General features: G+C 57.7%; 16 protein-coding genes. 12 read left to right on the top strand and 4 right to left on the bottom strand.

What is annotated here, in order from left to right; all coding sequences use genetic code 11:
* Positions 1-25: 25 nt before the first annotated feature.
* The 4 genes from EYC98_RS17085 to EYC98_RS17070 are packed head-to-tail and all read right to left on the bottom strand — an operon-like array spanning position 26 to position 2,845.
* A complete protein-coding gene (locus tag EYC98_RS17085) occupies positions 26-793 on the bottom strand; it encodes a glucose 1-dehydrogenase (RefSeq protein ID WP_279246583.1) in 768 nt (255 codons plus the stop codon).
* The gene (locus tag EYC98_RS17080) at positions 790-1,560 is read right to left on the bottom strand and encodes an enoyl-CoA hydratase (protein WP_279246582.1); all 771 of its coding nucleotides are present in this window, start codon (positions 1,558-1,560) and stop codon (positions 790-792) included. Before EYC98_RS17080 ends, EYC98_RS17085 begins: the two co-directional genes overlap by 4 nt.
* On the bottom strand, positions 1,557-2,402 hold the full coding sequence (locus EYC98_RS17075; RefSeq protein WP_279246581.1) for an SDR family oxidoreductase: 846 nt from the start codon (positions 2,400-2,402) through the stop codon (positions 1,557-1,559). The genes EYC98_RS17080 and EYC98_RS17075 overlap by 4 nt, the downstream gene beginning before the upstream one ends.
* Entirely contained in the window at positions 2,399-2,845 is a 447-nt protein-coding gene (locus tag EYC98_RS17070; protein ID WP_279246580.1) for a MarR family winged helix-turn-helix transcriptional regulator, read from the bottom strand. The genes EYC98_RS17075 and EYC98_RS17070 overlap by 4 nt, the downstream gene beginning before the upstream one ends.
* 75 nt (positions 2,846-2,920) lie before the next feature.
* Here EYC98_RS17070 and EYC98_RS17065 point away from each other — a divergent pair, with 75 nt between their 5' ends.
* From EYC98_RS17065 to EYC98_RS17010, 12 genes are all read left to right on the top strand, one after another.
* On the top strand, positions 2,921-3,946 hold the full coding sequence (locus EYC98_RS17065; RefSeq protein WP_279246579.1) for a TIGR03617 family F420-dependent LLM class oxidoreductase: 1,026 nt from the start codon (positions 2,921-2,923) through the stop codon (positions 3,944-3,946).
* Positions 3,946-4,902 carry a hypothetical protein gene (locus tag EYC98_RS17060; RefSeq protein ID WP_279246578.1) on the top strand — a complete coding sequence of 319 codons (957 nt, stop codon included), beginning with the start codon at positions 3,946-3,948 and terminating at the stop codon, positions 4,900-4,902. The genes EYC98_RS17065 and EYC98_RS17060 overlap by 1 nt, the downstream gene beginning before the upstream one ends.
* A gap of 30 nt (positions 4,903-4,932) precedes the next feature.
* Positions 4,933-5,676 (top strand): SDR family NAD(P)-dependent oxidoreductase, encoded by a 744-nt coding sequence (locus EYC98_RS17055; RefSeq protein WP_279246577.1) that lies wholly within the window; start codon positions 4,933-4,935, stop codon positions 5,674-5,676.
* 15 nt (positions 5,677-5,691) lie between these two features.
* Positions 5,692-6,636, top strand: coding sequence for a sterol desaturase family protein (locus EYC98_RS17050; protein WP_279246576.1), 945 nt, complete (start codon positions 5,692-5,694; stop codon positions 6,634-6,636).
* A gap of 180 nt (positions 6,637-6,816) precedes the next feature.
* Positions 6,817-8,160 (top strand): acyl-CoA dehydrogenase family protein, encoded by a 1,344-nt coding sequence (locus tag EYC98_RS17045; protein WP_279246575.1) that lies wholly within the window; start codon positions 6,817-6,819, stop codon positions 8,158-8,160.
* Entirely contained in the window at positions 8,160-9,185 is a 1,026-nt protein-coding gene (locus EYC98_RS17040) for a phosphotransferase family protein (RefSeq protein ID WP_279246574.1), read from the top strand. The genes EYC98_RS17045 and EYC98_RS17040 overlap by 1 nt, the downstream gene beginning before the upstream one ends.
* Positions 9,186-9,276: 91 nt before the next feature.
* Positions 9,277-10,488, top strand: a complete 1,212-nt coding sequence (locus EYC98_RS17035; RefSeq protein WP_279246573.1) for a cytochrome P450 — start codon at positions 9,277-9,279, stop codon at positions 10,486-10,488.
* A gap of 25 nt (positions 10,489-10,513) precedes the next feature.
* A complete protein-coding gene (locus tag EYC98_RS17030) occupies positions 10,514-11,497 on the top strand; it encodes a VOC family protein (protein WP_279246572.1) in 984 nt (327 codons plus the stop codon).
* Positions 11,494-11,898 (top strand): VOC family protein, encoded by a 405-nt coding sequence (locus tag EYC98_RS17025; protein WP_279246571.1) that lies wholly within the window; start codon positions 11,494-11,496, stop codon positions 11,896-11,898. The genes EYC98_RS17030 and EYC98_RS17025 overlap by 4 nt, the downstream gene beginning before the upstream one ends.
* A 1-nt stretch (position 11,899) precedes the next feature.
* Positions 11,900-13,087: an acyl-CoA dehydrogenase family protein gene (locus tag EYC98_RS17020; RefSeq protein ID WP_279246570.1), complete on the top strand. Its 1,188-nt coding sequence runs from the start codon at positions 11,900-11,902 to the stop codon at positions 13,085-13,087.
* Positions 13,084-13,686 carry a TetR/AcrR family transcriptional regulator gene (locus EYC98_RS17015; RefSeq protein WP_279246569.1) on the top strand — a complete coding sequence of 201 codons (603 nt, stop codon included), beginning with the start codon at positions 13,084-13,086 and terminating at the stop codon, positions 13,684-13,686. Before EYC98_RS17020 ends, EYC98_RS17015 begins: the two co-directional genes overlap by 4 nt.
* A gap of 3 nt (positions 13,687-13,689) precedes the next feature.
* The gene (locus EYC98_RS17010; protein WP_279246568.1) at positions 13,690-14,796 is read left to right on the top strand and encodes an acyl-CoA dehydrogenase family protein; all 1,107 of its coding nucleotides are present in this window, start codon (positions 13,690-13,692) and stop codon (positions 14,794-14,796) included.
* Positions 14,797-14,808 lie beyond the last annotated feature (12 nt).

Genomic DNA, 14,808 nt, shown 5'->3' with positions numbered 1-14,808 from the left:
GCAGCTGTCTTGCTATGACAGGGTTTCAGAGGTCGACTACGTTGGAACGAATCTGAGCACCGCCATCGACCACCATATCGTGGCCGGTGATGAAGGAGGCCTTGTCGGAACATAAATAAACCACAGCATCGGCAATTTCCTCCGGTTCTGCCAGTCTTCCCATCGCGTGGACGCCCAGTACCTTCTCTTTCATCTCCGGCATTTTGTCCAGATAGAATTCCATGCCGCCACTGCGGATACCGCCGGGGCAGACCGTATTAACGCGTACGCCGCGTTTGGCGTATTCGGTGGCGGCCGACTTGCTCAAATTGATGACGCCGGCTTTGGCGGCGGCGTACACCGATTGCAGGGGTTCGCCCTTGATACCAGAGAGGGAGGCAACGTTGACGATGGCACCGCCACCGGAGGCTTCCAACAGTGGCAGCTGCGCCTTCATGCACAGCCACACGCCCTTCAGCGTAACGTCCATGCAGTTGTTCCAGTCGGTTTCGCTAATATCAGTAAATGGTAGATTGTCAGTACCGCGTGCGCCGTTATTGGACACTGCGTGTAGCGCGCCATAAGTGTCGCGCACCGTGCCCATCACCCGCGCGATATCGTCGGCACTGGCCATATTGGCCTGTACGAATATGCCTTCACCACCGGCGGCTTCCAGCTCAGCCAGTGATTTTTTGCCGCCCTCGGGATTTAAGTCGGCAATAACAACCCGTGCCCCCGCAGCGCCAAAAGCCAGCACCGTGGCTCTGCCAGTGCCGGCACCGCCGCCCATGACAAGGGCTACCTTGCCCTTCATTCGGATTCGCTCCGGCCTTTTTCCAGTACCTTTTTACGACGCGCCTCAATCATGGCAGCGCTGGCCTGCTTGGCAGATTCGATCGCCTTGGCTTCTTCCCAGGGCATGGCCTCGTTCAGTGGCATTGAGTAACCCTCATCGATGAGTGGTTTGTACTGTTTGAGCACATGCGGCACGCAGCCACACATGTTCTCAGCCATCTCGATAGCTTTGGGAAGTAATTCCTCCGCCGTAAAAACGTGGTTCACCAGCCCCCACTCATAAGCTTGCTGAGCGAACACGGGCGCGCCGGTGAAAGAAATTTCTTTGGCTCGGGACAAGCCAATCAAGCGTGGCAATTTCTGGCTTAAACCCCAACCCGGCAGTATCCCGACCCGCGCATGGGTATCGGCAAAGCGCGCATTTTCTGAGGCAATCAGCACATCACAGGCCAAGGCCATTTCGAATCCGCCGGTAATGGCGTGACCATTAATGGCGCCGATAATCGGTCCTTCAAAAGCGCTCATCGCCCAGGCCAGCGCATTGTTGACCTCATCGGCGGCGTTGTCAGAATTGTCGGAGCCGAGTTCCTTGAGGTCGAAGCCAGCGCAAAAGGCCTTGCCGTTGCCGGTCAGGATAATCACACGGATGTTTTCATCCGCGCTGCAATCCGCAAAAATTGCGACAAACTCTTTGCGTAGATCGCGAGACAATGCGTTCATCTCGGCGGGTCGGTTGAGCGTGACGATCGCGTATCCGTCGTGTTTTTCCAGCAAGACCAAGCTCATGTTGCTTCTCCCAGTAGTGAAGGTGCGTCCAGCAGGTTCATGGCCTTCGCCATGCGCGGCGCGCGTAAAATTTCAAGGGGGTTCCATTCCTCTTTGGGTTCGTTTTCTGCCAACCAGGCGACGACTGCAGCGATCGCGGCCGGGGTGCAGGGTTTAAATCGCGCGAGTACTTCGGTGTCGATACCGGCGGCTTTCATGACTTCTGTTACCACGGTGCCGGGTTCCAGGTTGAATACCCGCAAGCCGCTGTCCGGATGCTCGGCGCGCAGCGAGCCAGCCATGCGTCCCAGTGCTGCTTTGGAGGAGGGGTAGGCAAAGCCCCAACCGCCTTTGTCAGCAGCGGCTGGAGGGTCCATAAAGGCAGTGGCGGAGAGCATATTGAGTACGGTGCCATGGCCGCGCTCAAGCATGCCTGGCAGTATTTCCTTGATCAGTGCCAGCGGCGTATAGACATTGCCCTGATAAATGCGATCCAACTGGGCGCGTTCCACATCCAGTATCCGCTCCTGATTACCGGTGCCTTGGTAAACCGCATTATTGAACAGCAGGTCAACCTGCCCAAAGTGTTTAAGAGCGGCCTGTGCAGCGGCTACGACCGAGTCTTCATCGGTTATATCGGCGCGCAGGCATAGCGCCTCACTGCCTGCGGCAGCTACTGCGGCCGCCGTGGCCTCCAGACTGCCCGGCAGGGCGCTGGATTGGCCGATATGATCGTGTGCTTCGCCATCGCTGAGGGTGCGCGCGGTGATCGCCACCTGATAACCCGCTTTGGCCAGTGCCACCGCCGATTCGGCGCCTATGCCGCGACTGGCGCCGGTAATAAAGGCAACTTTTTTGCTCATACTGTTACTCCTTTGTCTGCGTCTAACAGGGCCTGCAGGCCGCTAACGGTTGCTTGTAAACGGGCGCTGCCAACGGCGTCTTCATACTGTTGCCACACGATTTCCGTGGAGCGGGTTAACTCGGCGATAAAAGCGCGTCCCTGATCAGTAAAATCTATTAACTTGGCCCTGGAGTCTGACGGGTCCGGGCGGCGCTCTACCAACTTCAACTCTTCCAGTTCGTGCACAATAACCATCATCGATTGCGGTCTGATACCGGCAGAGTGTGCCAGGTCGACACTGCGCGAGGCGCCGTTCTGACCGAGCTGTAGAAAGACCTCGCGGTGACGCGAGCCGACACCTTTAATACCGCGACTGCGCAGGTCCTGGTCGAGACGGCGCTGAAAATCGCGGGCGGCGAGCATCAGTATCTGGCCTATCTGATGTGGCTGTAAATCGGGCATTGCAATATCGATATAGTCAGTTAAACTTACTATCAGTTTAGCTGTTTAATTATTCAAGTCAACCGGAGTACAGGTATGTTTCAGGTATTCGCCAACTGTTCGGAGACCATGGGGCCGGGCGCCGCAGGCGAGCGCGCTGCCAGAGCTGAGGCCATGGGATACTTTGGGCTGCAAGTTCCCGACGCGGTGCATGATGGGCTGTTGATTTCTGCCATGGCGCTGGCGGCTACCAGTAAGCTGGTCGTTGGCACATCGGTGTTGGTGGCTTTCCCGCGCTCGCCGATGATTACGGCTATTGCCGCCTGGGACCTGCAAGCCATGTCGGCGGGACGTTTTGAGCTGGGGCTGGGTACCCAGATCAAACCCAATATTGAGAAGCGCTACGCGGCGCGCTGGGATAGTCCGGTGCCGCAGCTGCGCGAATATATTCAGGCGGTCAAAGCCATCTTTCACAGCTTTCAAAGCGGTGACAGGCTTAACTTTCAAGGCGAGCACTACAGTCTGACCAAGCTGCAGCCATTTTTTAATCCGGGGCCGATAGATCACCCTGACATCCCCATATTGGCCGGTGCTGTAGGCCCCGACATGACCCGCATGGTGGGGCGCATTGCCGATGGTGTCATCACCCACCCCACCAATACACCGCCGGAATATATTCGTCAGGTGTTTCTGCCGCGTCTGCAGCAGGGCTTTGAAAAAGCCGGTCGCGACGGGAAAGACTTCAAACTGGTGCTGGGCCCGCTTACTGCCACGGGTAAGGACGAAGCTACGGTGGCCGCAGAATGGGAGAAGCAGCGTGGGATGCTGGGGTTCCTGTTTTCGACACCGGCCTATTGGCCGACGCTGGAATTGTTCGGCTGGCAAGATAAGGGGCAGCAACTGCTCGATATGACCCGCAACGGTACTTGGCAGGATATGCCCAATATCATCACTGATGAGGTTTTGGAAAAAGTTGTACCGCGTGGCACCTACGATGAAATTGCCGCTGTATTCAAAGAGCGCTATGGCGACTTGACCGGGCGAATTACCTTCCCGATGCCGGAAGATCCGGCAGATGATCACTTGGTGGCAGCGGTGATTGAGCAGTTACAGCAGGGTTGATGGTGGTTGCCGTCGCTCGCGAGTTCAGTGAACAAGAGTTGGAGCGCGCTGGTATACCTAGCGTAGAGCTGCAGCGTCTGGCGCTACAGACGGAAGACTTTCCTCAGCTGCGCGTGCTGCAATTGCAGTTGCTGCAAGAAGCGAAGTTGATCATCGGCAGCTACCGCGGTTGGGAGCAGCGGGTACTGGACACCTTGGAGCAATTGGCTGGGAGTGATGTCGCTCAGTCGGCTTTGGATGAAATACTGGATTTCAATAAAGCGCCCGAACGTGAACTGACTCCCGAGACGCTGGTAGATACCTGGAAGGCGGAGACAGAGCTCGCGTTAGCGGCGGGAGAGGCTGGGCTATATGAGGAGCAGCTGCAGCGCAGTGCTGCTCTGCACGATGAAGTGCTGAGAGCGCACGATGGCATGATGTCGCGCATAACCGCGCTGCTATCCATTCTGTATCGGGGTTGGGGAATCGAGCCGCTGCAGCAGGTGCTGGAAGCCGTGATGCAACCGCAGATGCTTGACCCCGGGGGAAACCTGCCGTTTCGAGAACGAGTACAGCGGCTGATTGCGTTTACCCGCTGTCATTTGCAGCCGTTCAGTCTCAGTGAGGACGACGAAAAAGTGACCTTCCGGCCACATACCTGCCCCAGTGGCGCGCGGCTGATTCAGCAGGGCGCTTATAGTGAGCAGCGCGGCGGAGCGCTGGTGCAAGAACCGGGGCCGCTCACCTATGGCCGCGACAACCTGCCGATTTACTGCTGTCACGAGCCCGCCGCTGAGATCGCGGCCATTAAACATTTTGGTGCGCCGTTGTTCATGGTTGAGCCAGCCGCTGATTTGGCGCGCGGACCTTGCATCGTGCATATGTATAAAGTGGCTTCCAACATCCCCGAGCGCTATTACCAGCGTTTAGGACTGAAGAAGCCGACTGACCTGATAGCAGTAGGCAGTGATCACTGACGTCGTGCACCCTATTGGAGAGCGAACAGCATGTTTGAATTGAATGGCAAGGTTGCGTTGGTTACCGGCGCCGGTCGTGGTATCGGGGCGGGCATTGCCCGCAGTCTCGCGGCCCAGGGCGCTACGGTGATAGTGAACGACTACTTTACCGAGCGCGCTGAATCTATGGCAGCCGAGTTGGTAGCCGCCGGCCACACCGCGGTTGCAGCCGGGTTTGATGTCACTGACCGGGACGCGGTTGCCAACGCCTTGGCGGTCGCAGAACAGGGTGTGGGCCCCGTGGATATTCTGGTCGCCAACGTGGGTACGCTGCCACATGGGCAGACCGTCACCCCGTTTTTAAAAATGCCGGAAGCCGAATGGCAGCAGCACATCGATAACAACTTGTATGGCTTGCTCAATTGCGTGCGTCTGGTGGCTGACTCGATGGTGGAGCGTGGTTGGGGGCGGCTGATTGCCATCACTTCTGATGCCGGGCGTATCGGTCATTACGGTTCCAGTATCTATGGCGCGGCCAAGGCCGCTATGGACGGTTTTATGCGCTCCTTGGCGTTGGAGGTTGGCAAAAAAGGTGTGACCGCTAACTCCATTGCTCTGGGCCTGATTAATACGGTGCCGCCTGAATTCAGCGTGGGTGCTGAGAAGTTCTATGCCACCCGCCGTATCGGTACCCCCGAGGATGTGGCTGCTGGCGTAGTCTATTTGGCGTCTGAGGAGGCCAGCTGGGTCACCGGTCATACCTTGGTTATTAATGGCGGTTTTGTTGGCGGTTGAGCTAGACTCTGACTTATGACGGCAGACAACCCCTATTTCCTGTATCCGGCGCTGTGGTGGCGACGACTGATCAGTTGGACCAGTTACCCGCTAGTTATGATCACCGTCATGGGCGGTATGCTCTGGGTCATGCAGCATCGCCCGGAGGCAACCGCCGCGGCATTTGGGGTTGGTTTGGTGTCGGTGCCGCTTTGTGTCTGGCTGTTGGAGCGAGTGCAGCCGCACTGTGCGGATTGGCACCCCAGCTGGACGGAAAATGTACGCACCGATATAACCACGCTGGTGATCAACTCTCTGTTGGCGGCTGTGGTCTCCGAGCCGTTGCGCCTGGCCTTGTTTGCTTTGCTGGGAGGGTATCTGGCAGCGCATATGCCATGGTCACTGTGGCCGCACAGCTGGCCGTTGCTGCCACAGTTTTGTTTGGCATTGTTGATCGCGGACCTCGGCAGTTACTGGTATCACCGCAAGATGCACGAGTGGCCCTGGGGCTGGCGCCTGCATGCCGTGCATCACAGTTCCAATCGGCTGTACTGGCTTAATGCGCCGCGCTTTCATTATCTCGATATCACCTTCTACGGTCTGTCGGGCACGCTGCCGCTGGTGCTGTTGGGGGCGTCGCCGGAATGCTTTCTGTTGGTGGCATTGTTCAGTGCCAGTCACGGTTATTTTCAGCACGCCAATTATCGCGTGCACCTGGGCCCGCTGAATTACATTTTCTCGATGGCAGAGCTGCATCGTTGGCACCACAGCAAGGATGTCACTCTGGCGAATCACAACTACGGTAACAACACGATTGTCTGGGACTGGGTCTTTGGTAGTTTCTTCTGGCCGCGGGACAGGGTTCAGCAAAGCTCCGATATCGGCACGGGGGATGTTGAGTTGCCGCTGACTTACTGGGGTTTGTTTTTGGCGCCTCTGCGCTGGCCTGGCAGTGCCCGCGAAACACCTGAAGTCGATTAGGCTGATTTGTATTCCAGGCGCAGTCGCTGCCGCGCGCCTTTTTTAAACCACGCTCGCGCAAATTCTCAAACTGACTGGTGGGTGACATAGCGCCGGTTTATGCTGGTCAAAATGCTCCGTGGCAATACGATGGCACGGTGACGTGCGGCAGCGCAGCGGCGACAACGAGGGAGGAAAAGTATGGCGTGGGATTTCTCAACTGAGCCAGAAGTACAAGCTGAGCTGGACTGGATTCGCGAGTTTGTAGACGACGAAATTATTCCGCTGGAGCTGTTGTTGGGTGATGTCACTCAGCCACAAATGGATCGCATTTTTGAGCCGCTCAAGCAGCGGGTCAAAGAGCGCGGTTTGTGGGCAGCACACTTGCCGCCTGAGGATGGTGGGCAGGGGCGGGGTCAAATGTATCTGGCCTTGATGCATGAGGTGTTGGGTCGCTGTGATCTGGGCCCTGAAGTGTTTGGCTGTCAGGCGCCGGACTCGGGTAATGCCGAATTGATTGCCGCCGGGGCCAATGAAGCGCAGCGAGAGCAGTGGTTATATCCTCTGCTGCGCGGTGAGATGCGCTCAACTTTTGCGCTGACTGAATTCGATAACTCCGGTAGTGACCCCACGGGTATTCAAACGCGCTGTGAACGTGAGGGCGAGCAGTGGGTGATTAACGGGCACAAGTGGTATGCCTCGAATGCGTCGGTGTCTGACTTTATGGTAGTGATGGCTGTGACCGATCCTGCTGCACCACCCCATGCCCGCGCCGCCATGGTCATTGTGCCGCGCGGGACTCCTGGGGTTGAGTTGGTGCGCGATGTCGGCACCATGTCGCATCCCGGTCACACTGACGTTGGCGATCTGCTGCCGCGTATCGGCGGTCATACCGAGGTTAGGTTTACGGATTGCCGGGTGCCTTTGGAAAACATGATCGGTGAACCCGGAGAGGGCTTTATGCTGGCCCAAAAGCGTCTGGGCGGTGGTCGTATTCATCACGCTATGCGCATGATTGGGCAGTGCAATCGAGCTTTTGAAATGATGCAGGAGCGGGCGGTGTCGCGGCACACGCGTGGCAAACCGCTGGCGTCACAGCAGTTGGTGCAGGCGATGATAGCCGACAGTTATGCGGAAATTGAAATGGCGCGGCTATTTGTGCTTAAGGCAGCCTGGACCATGGATAACCAGGGTCCGCATAGCAAGGCCTCGCAAAAGGAAATCGCTGCCACCAAGTTTGCAGTGCCCAATATTATGTTGCAGGTGATTGATCGCGCTATTCAGTTACACGGTTCACTGGGTTACTCCAGTGATATGCCGCTGGAACAGATGTATCGCACCGGGCGCGCGCTGCGCGTTGCCGATGGTGCCGATGAGGTGCATAAGCAAACCGTCTCGCGGCTGGTGTTGGCGTTGCAGGAGCCACGCGAGGGCTTGCCCTCGGAGCATATTCCCAGTCAGCGGGCGAAGGCGGTAGCCAGGTATGGTGACGCTGTTGCGGCGGCCAAGCGGGATGCTGCTGATTCATCAGTGGAGAATCCCTGATGGAGTCGCCCAAGGGTATAGAGCTGGAACAAGTCACCGCCTGGTTAGCGGCCAATCTGCAGGATATGCCGCCACCCTATGAATTTGAATTGATTGCGGCCGGTGGGTCCAATCTGACCTACCGGGTCACGGCGGCCAATGCCGCGCGCTTTATTCTGCGACGTCCGCCGGTGCGTGCCCGCATAGCAACCGCACACGATATGCAGCGTGAATACAAAATTATTGGCGGCCTACAGGGCTCTGCCGTGCCGGTACCGCAGTTGTACGCCTGGTGTGATGACTCGGCCGTTACCGGCAGCGAGTTTTATTGCATGGAGCTGGTAGAAGGTCTCGCCCTGCGTGAACAGTCCGACTGCGCGGCAATGACGGCTGCGGCTTGTTGGCAGGCCATGGAATCACTGGTGGCAGCGCAAGTGGCGTTTCACCAGATTGATCTGGAGGCAGTGGGTCTGGCAGATCTGGCCCAGCACGACGGTTATCTGCAGCGTCAGTTGAAACGCTGGAAGCGGCAGGTTGAGGTGGCAAGCCAACGTGAGCAGCCCTTGTTTGACGAATTGCATGCGGCCTTGGTCGCCACCTCACCGCCTTCAGAATTGGCCCCGGGTCTTGCGCACGGCGACTACCGGTTTGACAATTGTATTCTTGGTGATGATTACCGGGTAGCGGCGGTGCTGGACTGGGAGCTGTGCACAATCGGCGATCCGCGCGCAGATTTTATCTGGTCGCTGAATTACTGGGCTGAGCCCGGCGAAAGTCTGACCTGGCTTATGGCGCCTCCCACACAGCATCCGGAGTTTCCGGGGCGTCAGCAAGTGTTGGACTGTTACTGTGAAATGTCCGCAGTCAGCATCACGCACATGCAATGGTATAACGCGTTCAGCTGGTGGAAGCAGGCGTGCATCGTTGAGGGCGTTTTGGCAAGGCTGCAGCAGGGCGCCAGCGGTGGTATGAAGGTGCAGTCTCTGGAGGCGATTGGCGAGCGTATTGATGCTTACTTGCAACATGCCAGAGAACTGTTGAGCTAGTAGTCCGACTGTCGCGTCGATCCCGGCTTGACAGATCGGCCGGGACTTCTAAAATAGGTACTGACAGTTTCGTTATAAAGTACCTATCCCTATGACCGTAGAGTACGATCCGTTTTCAGACGCCGCCATGCGTAATCCCTTCCCGCTGTATGCCGCCATGCGGGCTGAAGGAAAGCCCCACTACATCGAAAAATATGATGCCTGGGCGCTGGCCCGCTTTGAGGATGTATGGGAGGCAAGCCAGCAGCATGAGGGCGATGTCACCTGGACTGACGGTGCGACGCCGGGCCAGTTGTTTCTCGGCGAGCCGATTCCTCGCGCCTTCACCACCATGGATGCCCCTGAACACCGGCGTTGGCGCGCGGTGGTGCGCAAAGACTATACGCCGGCCAGTGTGGCTGAGCAGGAGCAGCGTTTTCGTGCACTGGCCCGCGAGGTGTTGGCGCCGTTACTGGAGCGCGGCGAGTTTGATGTCTATAGCGACTACGCCAATCGGGTTTTTTGTCTGAACTCCGGCTACAACCTGGGCCTGCCCAAGGCTGATGCTGTGACCTTTCGCGCGCTGATTGACGACATGCTGCACCGCGACCCCGGTCAGGTGGGCGGTGGTTCCGAACGTAATCAGACGGCCGCGGCGCAGCTGGGCGGTTACCTGTTTGAATTTGTGCAAACCCTGCGGGCTAACCCGGATCTGGCGGTTGGGCATACTGCGGCCTACCTCAACGCTGAAGTTGATGGCGAGCGCCTGGACGATGAAGGTATGGTCAATGTGCTGATGAACTTTCTCATTCTGGGCTCTGAGACCACGCCTATGGTTTGCGCCGGTGCGGTCTATTATCTGGGTCAGGATCAAGCCCTGCGGACTCAGGTGTTGGCTGATGCCAGCCTGGTGTCGCCGCTGTATTTTGAGACCTGCCGCTATGATCAGCCCACCAATATGCTGTGCCGCCGTGCCGTCAAAGACTTCGGGTTAGGTGGGGCACAGATCAAGGCGGGTCAGGCACTGCTGTATATCTACGCTTCTGCCAACCGCGATGAGGTGGAATTTGAGCGCGCTGATGTCTTTGATATCTTTCGCGAGTATCCACGCGACCTGACCTATGGCACCGGTGGTCACAAGTGTCTGGGTATGCATCTGGCAACGATGGGTGCGCGGGTGGTGCTGGAAGAATTGTTTAATGCCATCAGTGATTATGAGTTGTTACACGAGCAGTGCGAGCGAGTGTTCGGAGAGCATCTGTCGGGCTTTGCCCGTGTGCCTATCACGGTCACCCGCGAGTCTCACCAGATTGCCGCCAAATAGTAGCCATAGCGAGGGCACCTGAAACATGAAAATCCGTAGTCTGGGTTATGCCGGCTTTGCCGCTCCCGATCCTCAAGCCTGGTTAAGTTATGCCACCGATATTATCGGCGCCATGCCGGCGCGAGCGGTGCCCGGTGAAAGTTGGGGGATGCCGGCGGTGCCGGGTCAGGGGCCGGCCAGTGGCGGTAGTGGTATTGGCAGCGATGGCAGTATTTACCTGAAGCTGGATGACTGGCAGTGGCGGCTAGCGGTGCACCCTTCGGATGATAAGAGCGGGTTGTTGTACATAGGTTTTGAATTGGATAACGCGGCTGCGCTCAGCACGGCGGTTGCTGAGCTGCAGGCGGCTGGCATAGAAGCACGCCTGGGTAGTGAGGAGCAGGCGCGTGGCCGTGCCGTCACCGGTATTGCGTACACGCAGGACCCTATGGGTAACTGCATCGAACTGTTCTACGGTATAACTATGGACCGCAAGTTTTGTTCTCCGCAGGGTATGAGCTTCCTGACTGGCGACATGGGCCTGGGGCACTTGAATCTGATTGCGGGTCCTCTAATGGCAGCGAGGGAGTTCTACACGCAGTTACTGGGTTTCGAGCTGACCGATTACATTCGCTTTGGTGAAGATAACTCCGCCAACTTTTTCCACTGTAACCGCCGTCATCACAGTATCGGCCTGCTGCGTATTGGTGACATGGTCGGCCTGCATCATCTGATGCTGGAGGTGACGGAAGTCGATATGGTTTTGAAGTGTCTGGAACGTGCTGAGGATGCCGGGCTGGCGATTACCTCCACACTGGGGCGGCATGTTAACGATAATGTGCTGTCTTTCTATATGCGCAGCCCGTCCGGTTTCGAAGTGGAGATTGGTTGGGATGGACGTCTACTTGACGACAGTTGGAGTAGCAACGAATTTGTGGAAGGCGATATCTGGGGTCACCGCGGCCTGGATGCAATTACCATCGAAGAGAACCTGAACGCGGGTAACCAGCAGGACGAGGAATCACTATGAGCGCCATCTTACAAAAACCGCTGCTGGATGCCGGGCTCGTCACCACGAATCTGTCAGCGGCGCATCGCTTCTATGGTGAGTTGCTGGGCTTTCCGGTGGTGGGCGAGGTGGAATTTCCGGAAGTTGGTTTTATCCGCCGCTACGCGGTGGGTGACAGTATTCTGCGCGTGTTCGTACCACAGACACCGCCGGCCGCCGAGGGGTCCCGTGAGGGTTTTGCCAGCCAGACCGGTATCCGCTATCTGACCATTTACATCAGCAATCTGGAAGCAGTGGTCGCAGCTCTGGCTGACGCCGGTTTCAAAATTCCTGTACCTGTTCGCGAGTTGCGACCGGGTGTGCTGGTGGCCCAGGCGGAAGATGCCGATGGTAATACGGTGGAGTTAACTCAGGAGAACTAGCGTGGACTTCGATTTTGCCGCCAGCGAGCGGGCCTTTATCAGTGACGTACGCGAGTTCCTGACCACCCATCGTGAGCAGGATGAAGCCGATGGTGTGTTTGCGCCGAACCGCGAGGCCGACTCCATGCTGTCTGACAGCGCTGCCCGGCGCGTGTTTAACCAGCGTCTGGCAAAAGCCGGTTATCTGGGTATGTCCTGGGATGAACAATACGGCGGTCAGGCCCGTGATGGTATCTACGACTATCTGCTCAATGAAGAGTTGGCGAGTGTGGGTGCGCCATTGATTGGCAAAGGTGTGGGTTGTATCGGCAAGACCCTGATTAACCACGGTTCTGAGCGACTGAAAAAGGAGTTTCTGCCGCAAATACTGCGGGGGGAAACTGAATTTGCGTTGGGCTACTCGGAGCCCGGTGCGGGTTCGGACCTGGCTTCACTGCAACTCAAGGCGGAGCGTGACGGCGAGTACTGGGTGTTCAACGGACAGAAAATGTGGACGACCTCAGCGCACTTTGCCGACTGGTACTGGGTGGCGGCGCGCACCGACCCGGCAGCGGCCAAGCACAAAGGTATCAGTGTGTTTCTGATACCCATGGATGCACCGGGTCTGCGCATCACAGAAATTCGCACCATGGGTGATCATCGCACTAATCAGGTGTTCTTTGATGATGTCCGCGTGCATACCGACTATCTGGTCGGCGAGGAGAATCAAGGCTGGCTCTATGTCTGCGAAGCGCTGGACTACGAGCGCTTCACCCTCTATACCATCGGGCCGCTGCGGACCAAGTTTGAGGCACTGGTAGACTTGCTCAAATTGACGCTCCGCGATGGTCAACCGTTAACCACAAAAGATTCAGTGCGCCGCGGCATTGCCCGACTGGCCTGTGATGTGGAGACCGCGACGATGCTGCAGCGCCGTGTTATAGCAGCAGCGCTGCGCGGCGATGTGCCGACGGTGGAAGCGGCTATGTGCAAGCTTTATAGCACCGAATTGGGACGCCGTCTGGCGGATTTTGCCCTCGATTGCCTGGGGCCCATGGGGCTGTTGCGCCGCAGTGCTGCCGACGCACCGGCAGCGGGTAAGTGGGAGCACTCTTACCGCGCCACCGTGGTTGATACCATTGGCGGCGGCTCCTCGGAGATTCAGAAAAATATTATTTCGCGCCGTGGTTTGGGGCTGCCGTCAAAATGACAGCGCTCGCGGATACAGCAGTGCGGCGTGGCCGCGGACGACCGCGCAGCCTTAGCGCGGAAAATGCCATATTGGATGCCACTTTGCAGTTACTGGCCGACGTTGGCTTTCGCGGGTTCACCGTTGATCAGGTGGCAGCGCGCGCCAGCGCCAGCAAGGCGACAATCTACCGGCGTTGGCCTACCAAAGAGAATCTGGTGATTGCGGCTTTTGACCGTACCGCTCCACTGGTTGCCTCCCGGCGTGGCAAGCCACTGACGCAGCTGGTGGATATGATATGGCAGTTCAGCCAGTTTATGCGCGATACACCGTTGGGCGCTGTGCTGCCCGCGTTGGCCGCAGAGCGTCTGCATAATCCTTCGTTGAACGAAGCGCTGATACCAGTGATACGCGCCCGTCGCGCGCCCTTGCTGGAATTAGTGGTGGCGGCGGTGGCTGCCGGTGATTTGCCGGCGACGACGGATGTAGAGTTATTCACCGATCAGTGTCTGGGGCCTGTGATTATGCGTTTTATGTTACTGGACCTGCCGGTGCATAAGAGCACCATACGCACCATCGTTGACAGCGCGCGACGCGGCGCGCCTGCGGGGCGGAGCTAGACTATGGAACTGGACTTCAGTGAAGAACAGGAGCGCCTGCGTGAGACAGTGCGCAAACAATGCCGTGATCACGCCAGTAGCACTGCAGTGCGCGCTGCGGAAACATCGGCAAGCGGTTATTCGACAGAGTTATGGCAGGCTCTGGCGGACACTGGGATTACCGCCATGGGCATCGACCCTGAATATGGTGGCTTGGGTATGGGCAGCCTCGACAGTGCCATCGTGCATGAGGAATTGGGCCGCAGTCTGGTCAGCCTGCCGTTACTGGACTCCGCTGGCGTCTGTGCGTCGCTGCTGCAGCTGTGTGGCTCTCAAGCGCTGCGACAAATCTGGTTGCCGCAGATCGCTAGCGGCGACACAGTGTTAGTTCCAGCCTGGCAGGAAGCAGCCTGTAGTCCGAATACTGACCACTGGGAATGCAGTGCCGTGACCGCGGCGGGCAAACTGCAGTTACACGGCGAAAAGGTGTTGGTGCCATTCGCCAATAGTGCCGCTGCGGTGCTGGTTGCGCTGCGGCATAAAGGCGCGCTGGCTTTTGCGCTGGTAGCGGCAGATACGCTGCAACTTCGCGAGCAGCCCAATCATGCTGATCAAAAACTTTTTGCTGTGGACTTCACTGGTGTAGAGATTGACGCGCTCGCCAAGCTGGATGCCGGCGATGCGACTGCGACCTGGGAGCAGGCAATGCTGCAAACGCAAATTGCGGTGGCCGCTCAGGCCATCGGCGGCGCCAGCAGTATGCTGCAGATGGCCAACGAGTATGCCCAACAGCGGCAACAGTTTGGTCAGCCTATTGGTGCGTTTCAGTCGATCGCTCATTATTTGGCTGACTGTGCGACAGAAATTGAGGGTGCGCGCTATCTGGTTTATCAGGCGGCGTGGGCCTGCGATCAGGGCCGGCCCTACGCCCAGCTGGCAATGATGGCGAAGTTGCAGGCGACTGCTGTGTACCGCCGCAGTACGGTCACGGGGGTGCAGGTGCACGGTGGTATGGGTTTCAGTGCTGATGCGGACCCGCAGCTCTACTACCGGCGCGCCAAGCATTTGCAGCTGATGTACTGGGATACGGATTATCTGGAGCAGCGAATCGCGGCGGAGATACTGGATTGATGGCTATGACGG

This window comes from Candidatus Litorirhabdus singularis (assembly GCF_026262625.1).
Lineage (GTDB): Bacteria > Pseudomonadota > Gammaproteobacteria > Pseudomonadales > Halieaceae > Litorirhabdus > Litorirhabdus singularis.
The sequence above is the reverse complement of the archived record's forward strand: the minus strand, read 5'-3'. Positions and strand labels throughout refer to the sequence as shown.

Excerpts from the sequence above, each read along its gene's own strand:
- EYC98_RS17050 (WP_279246576.1), top strand. The coding sequence starts at position 5,692 with ATGACGGCAGACAACCCCTATTTCCTGTATCCGGCGCTGTGGTGGCGA.
- EYC98_RS17065 (WP_279246579.1), top strand. The coding sequence starts at position 2,921 with ATGTTTCAGGTATTCGCCAACTGTTCGGAGACCATGGGGCCGGGCGCC.
- EYC98_RS17010 (WP_279246568.1), top strand. The coding sequence starts at position 13,690 with ATGGAACTGGACTTCAGTGAAGAACAGGAGCGCCTGCGTGAGACAGTG.
- EYC98_RS17015 (WP_279246569.1), top strand. The coding sequence starts at position 13,084 with ATGACAGCGCTCGCGGATACAGCAGTGCGGCGTGGCCGCGGACGACCG.
- EYC98_RS17055 (WP_279246577.1), top strand. The coding sequence starts at position 4,933 with ATGTTTGAATTGAATGGCAAGGTTGCGTTGGTTACCGGCGCCGGTCGT.
- EYC98_RS17040 (WP_279246574.1), top strand. The coding sequence starts at position 8,160 with ATGGAGTCGCCCAAGGGTATAGAGCTGGAACAAGTCACCGCCTGGTTA.
- EYC98_RS17075 (WP_279246581.1), bottom strand. The coding sequence starts at position 2,402 with ATGAGCAAAAAAGTTGCCTTTATTACCGGCGCCAGTCGCGGCATAGGC.
- EYC98_RS17085 (WP_279246583.1), bottom strand. The coding sequence starts at position 793 with ATGAAGGGCAAGGTAGCCCTTGTCATGGGCGGCGGTGCCGGCACTGGC.
- EYC98_RS17030 (WP_279246572.1), top strand. The coding sequence starts at position 10,514 with ATGAAAATCCGTAGTCTGGGTTATGCCGGCTTTGCCGCTCCCGATCCT.
- EYC98_RS17080 (WP_279246582.1), bottom strand. The coding sequence starts at position 1,560 with ATGAGCTTGGTCTTGCTGGAAAAACACGACGGATACGCGATCGTCACG.
- EYC98_RS17045 (WP_279246575.1), top strand. The coding sequence starts at position 6,817 with ATGGCGTGGGATTTCTCAACTGAGCCAGAAGTACAAGCTGAGCTGGAC.
- EYC98_RS17035 (WP_279246573.1), top strand. The coding sequence starts at position 9,277 with ATGACCGTAGAGTACGATCCGTTTTCAGACGCCGCCATGCGTAATCCC.
- EYC98_RS17060 (WP_279246578.1), top strand. The coding sequence starts at position 3,946 with ATGGTGGTTGCCGTCGCTCGCGAGTTCAGTGAACAAGAGTTGGAGCGC.
- EYC98_RS17070 (WP_279246580.1), bottom strand. The coding sequence starts at position 2,845 with ATGCCCGATTTACAGCCACATCAGATAGGCCAGATACTGATGCTCGCC.
- EYC98_RS17025 (WP_279246571.1), top strand. The coding sequence starts at position 11,494 with ATGAGCGCCATCTTACAAAAACCGCTGCTGGATGCCGGGCTCGTCACC.